The organism is Isoptericola sp. BMS4 (genome assembly GCF_011634835.1).
Lineage (GTDB): Bacteria > Actinomycetota > Actinomycetes > Actinomycetales > Cellulomonadaceae > Isoptericola.
This window is the reverse complement of the sequence record NZ_SIRP01000001.1, coordinates 1910005-1921460: the sequence shown is the minus strand read 5'-3', so window position 1 is coordinate 1921460 and position 11456 is coordinate 1910005. Positions and strand designations below refer to the sequence as shown.

Here is an 11456-nt window from a genome sequence, read left to right as displayed (position 1 = left end):
GCGCGGGAACCGCGGTACCACCCCGCTTGCGGACGCCGCGTACGACGCCCGCCGCTCGTTCACGGCTGTGACGGGCCTGCCCGTCCGGTTCTACTGAGGGCTGGTGCCCCGTTCTTCCGGAGGCTCGCCGGTGATGGCCGGGTCGACGCCTGTGGGCCCATCGTAGCCGGTCGCGGCGGGGTCCTCCGGGGTCGCCGCCGGCCCCGGCCCGCCCTCGGCCGCCGGTTCCCGGCCCGGCACGTAGACCGAGTCCTCCGGGACGCGATGCCGCCGCCCCTGGACCACGACGATCGCGACGCCGAGCAGGATCGCGCCGAGGGCCGTCCAGATGTTGATCGGGACGCCGAGGGGCGCCTCGCTCGTCGGGTCGATCCGCACGCTCTCCAGCCAGCTGCGGCCCAGCCCGTACCAGACGAGGTAGAGGCCGAACAGACGCCCCCAGCGCAGGCCGGGCCCGGCCGGCTGCCCGGCCGCGACGCGCGCGGCCCGGCGGCGCGCGGAACGGCGGTCGAGCAGCAGCAGGACGGTCATCCCCGCGAGGTTCCACAGCATCTCGTACAGGAACAGCGGGTGGAACACGGTCCCGGCGGGCACGCCGTCGGGGTACATCGGCGCGTCGGGCGAGATCTCCAGCCCCCACGGCAGCGTCGTCGGGCTGCCGAAGAGCTCCTGGTTGACGTAGTTGCCGAGCCGGCCGATCGCCTGGGCCAGCAGCAGCGCCGGCGCGAGGGCGTCCGCGAACGACCAGAACCGCAGCCCTGCGACCCGGCACCCGATGAGCACGCCGATCGCGCCGCCGATCAGGGACCCGAAGACGGCGATGCCGCCCTCCCAGACGCGCAGCCACTCCCACGGGTCGGAGCCGGGCCCGGTGTAGTCGCCCAGGTGGGTGAGCACGTGGTAGATCCGCGCGACGACGATGCCGAGCGGCACGGCCCAGATCGCGATGTCCAGGGTCACGCCGTCGGCCGCGCCCCGCGCCCCCAGCCGCCGCTGGGTGAGCACGACGGCGGCCGCGATGCCCGCGAGCAGGCACAGCGCGTAGACCTGGATCGTCAGCGGCCCGAGGGCGATCTGGGACCACGCAGGGTCAGGACTGGGGATGCTGCCCGGAATCACGGCGCCCACCGTACCCGTCCCCGGTCAGGCGGCCCCGCCCACCGCGAGGACCGGCACGACGCTCCCGAGGCCTACCCTCGTACCCATGATCCGTGGATGTCCGGGGGACCGATGACGCCGGTCGAGGTGGCTGCCGCACGCGCCGCCGCCGTCCAGCGGCGGACCCTGCGGGTGCTCGTCGGCGCGCAGGTCCTGTCCGGTGCGGGCCTCGCCGCGGGCATCACCGTCGGCGCGCTCCTCGCCGCGCAGATGCTCGGCTCCGAGGCGTACGCCGGCATCCCCGCGGCGCTGTTCACCGGCGGCTCGGCCGCCGCGGCCCTCGTCGTCGGGCGGGTCTCCCAGCGGGCGGGCAGACGGTCCGGCCTCGCCCTCGGGTACGGCGTCGGCGCCGTCGGAGCCGCCGCGGTCGTGCTGGCGGCCGTCCTCGACAACGTGGTGCTCCTCTTCGCCGCGTTCGCCGTCTACGGGGCCGGGACGGCCACCAACCTGCAGGCCCGGTACGCGGGCGCCGACCTCGCCGCACCGGCCCACCGGGGCCGCGCCGTCAGCACCGTGCTCGTCTCCACCACCGTCGGCGCCGTCGCCGGCCCGAACCTCGTCGGGGTCATGGGCGACGTCGCCGCGGCGTGGGGCATCCCGCCGCTCGCCGGCCCGTTCCTGCTCGGCGGCGCCGCCTACGCCGCCGCCGGAGCCGTGCTGTGGGTGCTGCTGCGCCCCGACCCGCTGCTGCTCGCGCGCGAGCAGGCCGACGAGGACCCCGCGCCCCCGGACGACGCGCCCGCCGCGCCCGAGGGCGCCCGGCCCGCGCCGCGCTCCCCCGCCACGGCGCGCCGCACCGTGGTGCTGGCCGGCACCGTCATGGTGCTCACACAGCTCGTCATGGTCGCCATCATGACGATGACGCCCGTGCACATGACGCACCACGGCCACGCCGTCGCCACCGCCGGCGCGGTGATCGCCGTGCACGTCGCCATGATGTACCTGCCCTCGCCGCTGTCCGGGTGGCTCACCGACCGGTTCGGCCCGGTACGCGTCGCGGTCGCCGCGGCCGGCACCCTGCTGGCCGCGGGCCTGGTCGCCGGGCTCGCGCCCGCGACGTCCGTCCTCGCGCTCGCCGTCGGCCTCGGCCTGCTCGGCCTCGGCTGGAGCCTCGGGCTGGTCTCCGGCACCGCGATGCTCACCGCGGCCGTGCCCCTCGCCCAGCGGGCACGCACCCAGGGCTCGGTCGACCTGGCCGTCGCGCTCGCCGGCGCCGCGGGCGGCCTGGGCTCGGGCTTCGTCGTCGCGTCGTCGAGCTACGCGATGCTCGCCCTCGGCGGCGGCCTGCTGGGCCTCGCCGTCCTGCCCGCCGTCGCGATGTCCCTGCGCCGGTCGCCCTGACGCCGGCGGCTATCCTCGGGCCGTGTCGATCACTGACGCCCTCCTCGCCTTCGCCCTCGTCGCCGGCCTGCTCACCGTCGTCCCCGGCCTCGACACCGCCCTCGTGCTGCGCAGCACCGTGACACGGTCCCGCGCCCACGGGTTCGCGGCGCTCGCGGGGATCCAGGCCGGCACCCTCGTCTGGGGCGTCGCCGCCGCCGGTGGCGCCGCCGCCCTCCTGGCCGCCAGCCAGACGGCGTACCGCGTCCTGACCCTCGCCGGCGCCGCCTACATGGTCTGGCTGGGTGCGTCGATGCTCTGGGCGTCGTTCCGCTCCCGGGACGGCGGCCCGCCCGAGGTCGACGCGCCGCTGCCCGTGGGCGGGCGCCGCCGCGACCTCGCCCTGGGCCTCGGCACGAACCTCATGAACCCGAAGGTCGGCGTGTTCTACGTCGCCGTCATCCCGCAGTTCGTCCCCGACGGGGTGAACCCGCTGCTCATGGGCGCGCTCCTCGCCGGCGTGCACTGCGCGCTCGGCACCGCCTGGCTGTCCGCCGTCGTGCTCGGCGCCGGGTACGTCGGGCCGCGCCTGCGCCGTTCGGACGCCGTGCGCTGGGTGGACCGCGTGACCGGCGGCGTGCTCGTCGTCTTCGGCGCCCGCCTGGCCGCCGGCGCGCGGCTCTGAGCGCTGGCGCCGACCCGACCCGACCCGACCCGACCCGACCTAGACGATCGTCACGTCGACGGTGTGCCAGCCGGTGGCGCCGTCCGGCGCGGGCGGTGCCTGCTCGCCGGTCTGCACGACGCCGTCGACGTCGGTGGCCCGCACCGCCACGAGGTGGTCGCCGGGGGTGGCGTCCCAGTCGAACCGCCACTGGCGCCACGTGTCCGGGCCGACGGTGTCGGCGATCTCCGCCGGGAGCCAGTCGCCGTCGTCGACCCGCACCTCGACGCCCGCCACCCCGGTGTGCTGGGCCCACGCCACGCCGGCCAGGGTGACCGTGCCGGCGGCGAGGTCGTCGCCGGGGCGCGGGACGTCGATCCGGCTGGACAGCTTGATCGGGCCGAGGGCGGACCATCCGCGCGGTGTCCAGTACGCCTCGTCGTCGGCGAACCGGGTGACCTTGAGCTCCGTGACCCACTTGGTCGCCGACACGTACCCGTACAGGCCCGGCACCACGAGACGGGCGGGGAAGCCGTGCTCGGGCGGCAGCGGCTCGCCGTTCATCCCGACCGCCAGGAGGCACTGCCGGTCCTCCTCGAGCAGCACCTCGAGCGGCGTGCCGGCGGTGAAGCCGTCCGTGCTGCGCGACAGGACCATGTCCGCGCCCGCCTGCGGCCTCGCGCGCGCCAGCAGCTCGCGCACCGGGTGGCCGAGCCACAGCGCGTTGCCGACGAGCTCGCCGCCCACGGGGTTGGAGACGCACGCCAGCGTCACGTGGTGCTCCTCCATCGGCAGGGCGAGCAGGTCGTCCCAGGTGATCGTGAACGGCTCGTCCACCAGGCCCGTGACCCTCAGGGACCAGTCGTGGGGATCCACCTGCGGGACCCGCAGCGCCGTGTCGATGCGGTAGAAGGTCTCGTTCGGCGTGAGGTACGGGGCCAGGCCCTCCACGGACAGGTCCGCACCCGTCGGCACGGCCGGCGCCGTCATCGCGGGCGACGGCAGCCGGACGGCCTCGCGCACCGCGTGCACCGCCCGTCCCCCCGCCGACACGGCCCGCGAGGCCACGAGCGCGACGAGCCCGCCCGCCGCGGTCAGGCCGGTCCAGGTGAGGAACTCGCGCCGGTCGGGGCCGACGGCCCCCGGCCCCTCCCCCGCGCCGGTCGAGGCGGGGACGCGGCGCACGAGGGCGCGCAGCAGCAGCATCGCCACGGCGACGCCCACCAGGCTCGGCACCGCCCAGAGCGCGGTCGCGCCCGGGCGCGCGGCCGCGGCGACGGCGGCGCCGAGGCCCGCCACGACCAGCAGCACCCGGCCCCACGGCGGCACCCGGTGCTCCGTCCAGCCCGCCACCGCCGCGCCCACGAACGCGACGACGCCGATCGTGCCCAGCAGGACCGCCTTGTCCGCCGTCCCGAACCACTCGACGGCGAAGTCCTTGAGCCACGGCGGGACGGCGTCCACGACGGCGGCCCCGGCCGCCAGCACCGGGCTCGCCGCCGGGTCGAGGACGGCGGCCAGCAGCTCGGCCAGCGCCAGGCCCGCGGCCGTGGCGACGACGCCCGCGAGCGCCGCGAGGGCGCCGTCGTGCCGGCGGCCGGTGCGCTGCGTGCCGGCGGCGGGCGTCGTCGTGCTCATGGCCCCAGCCTGGCACCGGGGCGCCGTCCCGGCCGCCGCTCCGGGCCCGCCGTCACCCCCTCGTAAGGAGTTCTCAGGACGTGGCGCAGGTATACCCACCTCACGTCCTGAGACGTTCCGCGGGCCGCGCGACCGGCCCGGCGACGCGGCTCAGTCGAGCAGACGCCGACGGACACGGTCGAGCTCCTCGCGCGTCACGCCGTGCTCCCGCAGGAAGCCCACGACGTCCACACCGTCGAGGAAGTCCTCGCGCGCGCCACCGACGTCGGCGCACCAGTCGGCGAGCTCCGCGGGGCCGCGGTACCGCTCGTGATTCTCGCCCGGACCTGCGGCGCGGGCGTTGGTGGCGCGGACCGCGAGCAGGTAGTCCTCGACGATCACCGGCCGCGGCACCTCCACGAGCGTGAGGAGCAGCGCGGTGATCATGCCCGTCCGGTCGCGCCCGGCCGCGCAGTGGTACACGACGGCGCCCTCGGGCGCCCGCGCGAACGCGCCGAAGACGGCGGCGACGAGCCGCGGCCAGGTCGCGAGCACGGTCGGGTAGTAGCGGGGGGTGTCGAGGTGCGGTCCCCAGACCCGCATGAACTCCTCGTCGTCGGGGTCCTCGACGGGGAGCGCGTGCCGCGTGACGAGCGGCGGCAGGGCGAGCGGGCCGGCCTCGGCGGCGTTGCGCAGGTCCACGACGGTGCGGACGCCGGCGTCGGCCATGGCGGCGAGGCCGTCGGCTCCCGCGTGGTCGAGGCGGGCGGTGCGGTAGAAGCGCCCGGGGCGGGTCCGCCTGCCCCCCGCCGTGGGCAGGCCGCCGAGGTCGCGGGCGTTGGGCAGGCCGCCCCAGCGCACCGCCCTGGCGTCGACGACCGGCGTGACATCGGTGTCCGGGGCTGTGGTCACCGGCTCATTCGACCATGCGGCCAGGTGCGCGTACTAGGCTGGTCGGCGGATCACGGGCCCTGCGACTGGCCCGGCGGCGCGGCCCGGTGCTTGGGCCGCGGTTCCAGGGGTGCGAGATGACGCGCCGTCGACCGTGCACGACCGACGACACCCTCGGGAGTACCCGCGTGCCCACCCGCACCCGTGCCCTGCCCCTCGCGCTCGCCCTGACGCTCACGGGAGGGCTGCTGTCCGCCTGCGCCGGCGGTGACGCCTCCGGCGCGGCCACGCCACCCCCGTCCGCCGACGCCGGCGGGTCGAGCGGCACCGACTACCCGCTGACGCTGGACAACTGTGGTACCGAGGTGACGTTCGACGCCGCGCCCGAACGCGTGGTGACGATCAAGTCGAGCACCGCGGAGACGATGCTCGCCCTGGGGCTCGGGGACCGGATCGTCGGCGCCGCGTTCCTCGACGGGCCCGTGCCGGACTCCCTCGCCGACGCGGCGGACGGCACGGCGGTCGCGGACCCGTTCAGCGCCGAGGTGCCGGGCAGCGAGGCCACGCTCGCGCTGGAGCCCGACCTCGTGTACGCGGGATGGGAGTCGAACCTCACCGCCGAGGGCGCCGGCGACCGGGAGACCCTGGCGCAGCTCGGGGTCGCGAGCTACGTGTCGCCGGCAGCGTGCAAGGAGCCGGACTACAAGCCGAACCCGCTGACGTTCGACGACGTGTTCGCGGAGATCGCCGAGGTCGGGGAGATCTTCGACGCCGCCGACGCGGCGGATGCGCTCGTGGCCGAGCAGCGGGCCACCCTCGACGCGGTCACGCCGGACGACCGCGGCCTGAGCGCCCTGTGGTACTCCTCCGGCTCGGACATCCCGTACGTGGGGGCGGGCATCGGGGCGCCGCAGATGATCATGGACGCCGTCGGGCTGACCAACGTGGCGGGCGACGTCGAGGACACGTGGACGTCGCTGGCGTGGGAGGAGGTCATCGAGGCCGACCCGGACGTCATCGTGCTGGTCGACGCCGCCTGGACCAGCGCCGAGGACAAGATCGACCGGCTGGAGTCCAACCCGGCGACGGCGGCGCTGACGGCGGTGCGCAAGGGCCGGTACCTCACGGTGCCGTTCCCCGCCACCGAGGCGGGCGTGCGCAACGTCGACGCCGTCGTCGACCTGCGCGAGCAGCTGGAGGGACTCGACCCGTGACGGCGCTGCGCGCGGCCGTGGCGCGTGACGAGGCACGCGACGGGGCACGCACCTCCCCGTCGTCGCCGGTCCCGGCGCGCCGGCGGGGCGGTGCCTGGTGGGTGCCGGTGAGCGTGCTGGTGCTGGCCTCCTCCGTGCTGGTCGCCGTGACGATCGGCCCCGCGGACCTGTCGGTCGCCGAGGTGGCTCGCTCCGTCGTGACGCACCTGGGACTCGGCGGGCTGCTCGACGTGGCGCCCCCGGAGCGCCTCGCCGACGCCATGGTGTGGCAGCTGCGCCTGCCGCGCGTCCTGACGGCCGCGGCGGTCGGTGCGGGCCTGGCGGTCTGCGGCGTCGTCATGCAGTCCCTGACCCGCAACCCGCTGGCGGACCCGTACCTGCTGGGGCTGTCGTCGGGCGCGTCGCTGGGCGCGGTGCTGGTGCTGGTCGTGGGCATGACGGCGCTGCTGCCGGTGGCCGCGTTCGCCGGGGCGGTGGCCGCGCTCGTGGCGGCGCTGACCCTGGCGGGCGCGATCGGCACCATCACGCCGACGCGCACCGTCCTGGCGGGCCTGGCCGTCGGCCAGCTCGCGGCGGCCGCGACCAGCTTCGTGATCTTCTGGTCCGCGACGGGCGACTCGTACCGGGAGATCCTGTCCTGGCTGATGGGCTCCGTCGCGGGGTCGACGTGGACGTCGGTCGCCATCACCGGCGTCGCCGCGGGCGTGCTGGGGTCGGTGCTGGCCTCGACGGGCTCGGTCCTCGACGCCTTCACGTTCGGCGACACGTCGGCGGCCGCGCTGGGCGTCCCGGTGGCGCGGGTGCGCTGGCTGCTGCTCGTCGGCGTCGCGCTGCTCACCGGCGCGCTCGTCAGCCAGTCGGGCTCGATCGGGTTCGTCGGGCTGATCCTGCCGCACGCGGTGCGGCTGCTCAGCGGTGCCCGGCACCGCCTGCTGCTGCCGCTGTCGGCGCTGTGCGGCGCGTCGTTCCTCGTGTGGGCGGACACCCTGGCGCGCACGGTCTTCGCCCCGCGCGAGGTGCCGGTGGGCATCATCACCGCGGCGATCGGCGCCCCGGTGTTCGCCGCGCTGCTGTGGAAGGGCCGCAGGGCCGGGGTCGGTGGAGCATGAGCGCCACGACGACGAGCTCCGCGCCCGGCCCGCTCACGGACGACACCGCCCGCGGCGGCCTCGACGCGGCGCGGGTGTCGTGGTCCACCGGCGGGCGGCTCATCCTCGACGGCGTGGACTGCACCGCTCCCGCCGGCGCGGTGACCGGTCTGCTGGGGCCCAACGGGTCCGGCAAGTCGACGCTGCTGCGGGTGCTGGCCGGCGTCCAGCCCCCGTCCGAGGGGCACGGGGCGCCGTCCGTCCGGTTCGGCGGCGCCGACCTGCTCGGCCTGCCGCGCCGCCGCCGGGCGCGCACGCTCGCGCTCGTCGAGCAGGAGGCCTCGACCGGCCTGCCGCTGAGCGTGCGCGACGCCGTCCTGCTGGGGCGGATCCCGCACCGGTCGCTGCTCGCCGGCGACTCCGACGCCGACCGGGAGGTCGCGGACCGGGCCCTGGCCACCCTGGGGCTGACGGCGTTCGCCGACCGGGAGGTCACCACGCTGTCCGGCGGCGAGCGCCAGCGGGTGCACATGGCCCGGGCCCTGGCCCAGGAGCCGGCGCTGATCCTGCTGGACGAGCCGACGAACCACCTGGACATCGCCGCGCAGCTCGACGCCCTGCGCACGCTGCGCGACCTCGCGGACGCCGGCGTCACCGTCCTGGCGGCCCTGCACGACCTCAACCTCGCCGCCCAGCACTGCGACCACGTCGTGCTCCTGTCGCGGGGCCGGGTGGTCGCCTCCGGGCCCGTCACGGACGTGCTCGTGCCCGACGTCGTCGACCCGGTCTACGGGGTCCGCACCGAGGTGCTGCGGCACCCGCGCACGGGCCGCCCGGTGCTGACGTTCTCCCCGGCGGGCTGACCGCCCGCCACCAGGTCGGGCGCGCCGGGTCAGGCGCGCCGGCCCAGCTCGATCGCCGGGCAACGGTCCATGACCATGTCGAGGCCGGCCGCGCGCACCCGTGCCGCAGCGTCCTCGTCGATCACGCCGAGCTGGAACCACACGGCCTTCGCGCCGACGGCGATCGCCTGGTCGGCGACGTCGCCCGCGAGCTCGGAGCGCACGAACACGTCCACCACGTCGATGCCGTGCGGGACGTCGGCGAGGGTCGCGTAGCCGGTCTCGCCGTGCACCGTCGCCGCCGACGGGTGCACGGGGACGATGCGCTTGCCCGCCTGCTGCAGGCGCCGCGCGACGCCGTACGCGGCGCGGTCGGCGTTGGTGGACAGGCCGACGACGGCCCACGTGGTCGTGCTGTCCAGCAGGCGGTCGACGGTCTCGGTGGTCCGGTCGTCCTCGGAGGTCCTCATGCCCGCGACAACCCCGACGGCCGCCACGCTGTTCCTGCCCGGGACCCGGGCCGTCAGAGCAGCGCGACGGCGGCCAGCGCGCACGCGAGGGCGCACGCGAGCGTGCGGACGTGGTTCCACGCCGTCCAGCGCGAGGCGTAGGCCGGCCAGTCCGTGGCCGGCGCGTCGCTCCGCGCGAGCCGGTCGTTCAGCGGCACGTTGACCACGGCGGTCACCGCGAGCACCCCGAGCACCGCCACCGCGGCCGCCACCACCAGCAGGCCCGCGCCGTCGTCGTGGCGCACCAGCGCGAGGACGGCGGTGACGGCGGGCACAAGGAACGAGGCGGCGAACAGCGTCATGAAGGGCGGCCGGACGGCGTCCCGGTTGATCTCGTTCATCGCCGCGGCGGCGGCAGGCGGGTCGAGGCGGCGCAGCCCGCCCATGACGAACGTGGAGAAGGCGAAGAACACGCCGCCGGCGAGCCCTGTCACCAGGACGCTCGCGACGGTCAGGACGGTGACCATGGTCCGCAGTCAACCAGCAAGCGCGCCCGGACGGGCGCAGCATGGGGACATGGCGGTGTCACCGAAGGTCGCGAAGGCCACCCGACGGTTCAACCCGTGGGCGCTCAAGGTCAGCTCACGGATGCCGCCGTGGTCGACCCTGCACCATGTGGGACGCCGCAGCGGGCGGGAGTACCGCACCCCGGTGGTGGCGTTCGCGGCCCGCGCGCCGGCCTCGCCCGCGACGGCACCGGGCGCACCGGTCGTCGTCGCCGGCGAGCGCGACGTCCTCGTCGTGCACCCGCTGCCCTGGGGCGCCGACGTGGACTGGTGCCGCAACATCCGCACCGCCGGCCGGTATCGACTGACGCGCAAGGGCGTGGACTACGTCGTGGACGACGTACGGGTCCTCGACGCCGACGACGCCGCCGCGGTCCTGAGCACGGTGCCCCGTGCCGCCGGCCGGCTGGCCGGCATCGACCAGGTCGTCGTCGGGCGGCTGCACCGGGCCTCCCGCGGCGACGCCGACTGAGACGACCGGCCGGCCGCGCCACGCCGCACGCGGGCCGTCACCAGCCCTCGTTCACGGTCGTGTCCCGGAAGCGGTAGAGGCGTTCGAGCCGCCAGTTGCCCCGGGACCCCTTGTCGACGACCGGCTGGGTGCTGGCCCCCTGCTGGTCCCACAGCTCCTGGGTGGGGGCACGGTCGAACGGCTCGTGCCGGCTCGCCGCCTCCTTCCGCTCGTGGTGGTTGCGAAAGAGGCACCACGTCACGAACGGCTCCAGTCCCTGCCGGTAGAGCCCGTACCTCAGGTCACGAGCGGGCAGCCGGACACTCGGCGGCTGCGCACCGTCCAGAAAGTGCTGGTCGTCGTACGGGCCCCCCTCGAGGCCACCGAACCCGCGCGCGGCCACCGAGCGCAGGACGATCCGGCGCTCGCCGTCCCGGTCGAGGCCCCGGCCCATGGTGTTCCGGAACTCCTTCATGCTGTCGGCGGCGGCGCCGACCGCCGCATCGCCGGCCGTCGTGCGTGGCGTCGCCGCGGCCGAGGTGTCGGAGGCCTCGATCCCCGCACGCAGGCAGCCGGCCGTCCAGGCCGCGAGCGCCCCGGTGAGGAACGCGGCGAGGGGGTCCGGCGCGAGCACGGCGAGCAGGATCCCGCCGACCACGGTGACGCCGGCCGACACCCCGCCCACGACGTACCAGCGTCGCCGGACCGGCGCCCACCGCTCGCGGGCCTGGTGCAGGTCGGAAGCCGGCCGGCACAGCCCCCGCTCCTGCAGGCCCTTCGCGACCTGCTCGACGCCGCCGTCCATGGCGAGCGCCGTGACGGCCAGGTCGCGTACTCCCATCGCCCCCTGGGTGGCGAGCCGGCGGGCCATGGTCCGCCGCAGCGTCGCGTCGCCGGGCGCCGCTGCGGGCGCCTCGGCAGCGGGCACCGGCCGCAGGCGTCGGTCGCTCCCCTCGACCCGTCCGTCGAGGAACAGGCCGGCCAGGGCGACCTGCGCGACCCGCTCGGGGCCGCCGGACAGGTAGGCCAGCTCGTCGTCGGTCAGCGGCTCCGGCGCAGCGTCCGGCGGCACGGCACCCTCGCCGAGGCGCCGGTCCTCGACGGTCCGCCGGTTCCGCACACTCCGGACGACCAGCACACCGGGCACGGCACCGACCAGCACGCCCACCGACGCCATGACGATGTCCATACGCTTC

12 protein-coding genes are annotated in these 11456 nt (G+C 76.4%); 6 read left to right on the top strand and 6 right to left on the bottom strand.

Going from position 1 to position 11456, the window contains the following annotated elements:
• Positions 1-90: 90 nt before the first annotated feature.
• Positions 91-1119, bottom strand: a complete 1029-nt coding sequence (gene lgt / locus EYB28_RS08565) for a prolipoprotein diacylglyceryl transferase (RefSeq protein ID WP_240930450.1) — start codon at positions 1117-1119, stop codon at positions 91-93.
• Between the two features lie 96 nt (positions 1120-1215).
• Here lgt and EYB28_RS08560 point away from each other — a divergent pair, with 96 nt between their 5' ends.
• Both EYB28_RS08560 and EYB28_RS08555 read left to right on the top strand, forming a co-directional pair.
• A complete protein-coding gene (locus tag EYB28_RS08560) occupies positions 1216-2499 on the top strand; it encodes an MFS transporter (protein WP_240930449.1) in 1284 nt (427 codons plus the stop codon).
• Between the two features lie 22 nt (positions 2500-2521).
• Positions 2522-3163 (top strand): LysE family translocator, encoded by a 642-nt coding sequence (locus tag EYB28_RS08555; RefSeq protein WP_166846642.1) that lies wholly within the window; start codon positions 2522-2524, stop codon positions 3161-3163.
• A gap of 39 nt (positions 3164-3202) precedes the next feature.
• On the opposite strand, the gene EYB28_RS08550 is transcribed toward EYB28_RS08555, so the two are convergent.
• On the bottom strand, positions 3203-4780 hold the full coding sequence (locus EYB28_RS08550; RefSeq protein ID WP_166846640.1) for a molybdopterin-dependent oxidoreductase: 1578 nt from the start codon (positions 4778-4780) through the stop codon (positions 3203-3205).
• Positions 4781-4930: 150 nt separating this feature from the next.
• A complete protein-coding gene (locus tag EYB28_RS08545) occupies positions 4931-5671 on the bottom strand; it encodes a tyrosine-protein phosphatase (protein ID WP_166846637.1) in 741 nt (246 codons plus the stop codon).
• Positions 5672-5838: 167 nt separating this feature from the next.
• Between EYB28_RS08545 and EYB28_RS08540 the strand changes: the two genes are divergently transcribed.
• Genes EYB28_RS08540 through EYB28_RS08530 form a run of 3 tightly spaced genes read left to right on the top strand, consistent with a single transcriptional unit; the run spans position 5839 to position 8815 of the window.
• Positions 5839-6864, top strand: coding sequence for a putative F420-0 ABC transporter substrate-binding protein (locus EYB28_RS08540; RefSeq protein WP_240930448.1), 1026 nt, complete (start codon positions 5839-5841; stop codon positions 6862-6864).
• 5 nt (positions 6865-6869) lie between these two features.
• Positions 6870-7973 (top strand): putative F420-0 ABC transporter permease subunit, encoded by a 1104-nt coding sequence (locus EYB28_RS08535; protein WP_370459506.1) that lies wholly within the window; start codon positions 6870-6872, stop codon positions 7971-7973.
• Positions 7970-8815 carry a putative F420-0 ABC transporter ATP-binding protein gene (locus tag EYB28_RS08530; protein ID WP_166846632.1) on the top strand — a complete coding sequence of 282 codons (846 nt, stop codon included), beginning with the start codon at positions 7970-7972 and terminating at the stop codon, positions 8813-8815. Before EYB28_RS08535 ends, EYB28_RS08530 begins: the two co-directional genes overlap by 4 nt.
• Before the next feature lie 29 nt (positions 8816-8844).
• Here the strand turns inward: EYB28_RS08530 and EYB28_RS08525 are convergent, their stop codons facing one another.
• Together EYB28_RS08525 and EYB28_RS08520 are read right to left on the bottom strand one after the other, a co-directional pair.
• Entirely contained in the window at positions 8845-9264 is a 420-nt protein-coding gene (locus tag EYB28_RS08525) for a CoA-binding protein (protein ID WP_166846629.1), read from the bottom strand.
• 53 nt (positions 9265-9317) lie between these two features.
• A complete protein-coding gene (locus EYB28_RS08520; RefSeq protein ID WP_166846627.1) occupies positions 9318-9770 on the bottom strand; it encodes a DUF1772 domain-containing protein in 453 nt (150 codons plus the stop codon).
• A 49-nt stretch (positions 9771-9819) separates the two neighbouring features.
• On the opposite strand from EYB28_RS08520, the gene EYB28_RS08515 reads away from it, so the two are divergent.
• A complete protein-coding gene (locus tag EYB28_RS08515; protein WP_166846624.1) occupies positions 9820-10281 on the top strand; it encodes a hypothetical protein in 462 nt (153 codons plus the stop codon).
• Between the two features lie 37 nt (positions 10282-10318).
• Here the strand turns inward: EYB28_RS08515 and EYB28_RS08510 are convergent, their stop codons facing one another.
• Positions 10319-11449, bottom strand: coding sequence for a TIGR04222 domain-containing membrane protein (locus EYB28_RS08510; protein WP_166846621.1), 1131 nt, complete (start codon positions 11447-11449; stop codon positions 10319-10321).
• Positions 11450-11456 lie beyond the last annotated feature (7 nt).

What these genes read in the sequence shown, in the direction of transcription:
- EYB28_RS08550 (WP_166846640.1), bottom strand. Translation starts at nt 4,780, where the DNA reads ATGAGCACGACGACGCCCGCCGCCGGCACGCAGCGCACCGGCCGCCGG.
- EYB28_RS08510 (WP_166846621.1), bottom strand. Translation starts at nt 11,449, where the DNA reads ATGGACATCGTCATGGCGTCGGTGGGCGTGCTGGTCGGTGCCGTGCCC.
- EYB28_RS08560 (WP_240930449.1), top strand. Translation starts at nt 1,216, where the DNA reads ATGTCCGGGGGACCGATGACGCCGGTCGAGGTGGCTGCCGCACGCGCC.
- EYB28_RS08520 (WP_166846627.1), bottom strand. Translation starts at nt 9,770, where the DNA reads ATGGTCACCGTCCTGACCGTCGCGAGCGTCCTGGTGACAGGGCTCGCC.
- EYB28_RS08530 (WP_166846632.1), top strand. Translation starts at nt 7,970, where the DNA reads ATGAGCGCCACGACGACGAGCTCCGCGCCCGGCCCGCTCACGGACGAC.
- EYB28_RS08515 (WP_166846624.1), top strand. Translation starts at nt 9,820, where the DNA reads ATGGCGGTGTCACCGAAGGTCGCGAAGGCCACCCGACGGTTCAACCCG.
- EYB28_RS08525 (WP_166846629.1), bottom strand. Translation starts at nt 9,264, where the DNA reads ATGAGGACCTCCGAGGACGACCGGACCACCGAGACCGTCGACCGCCTG.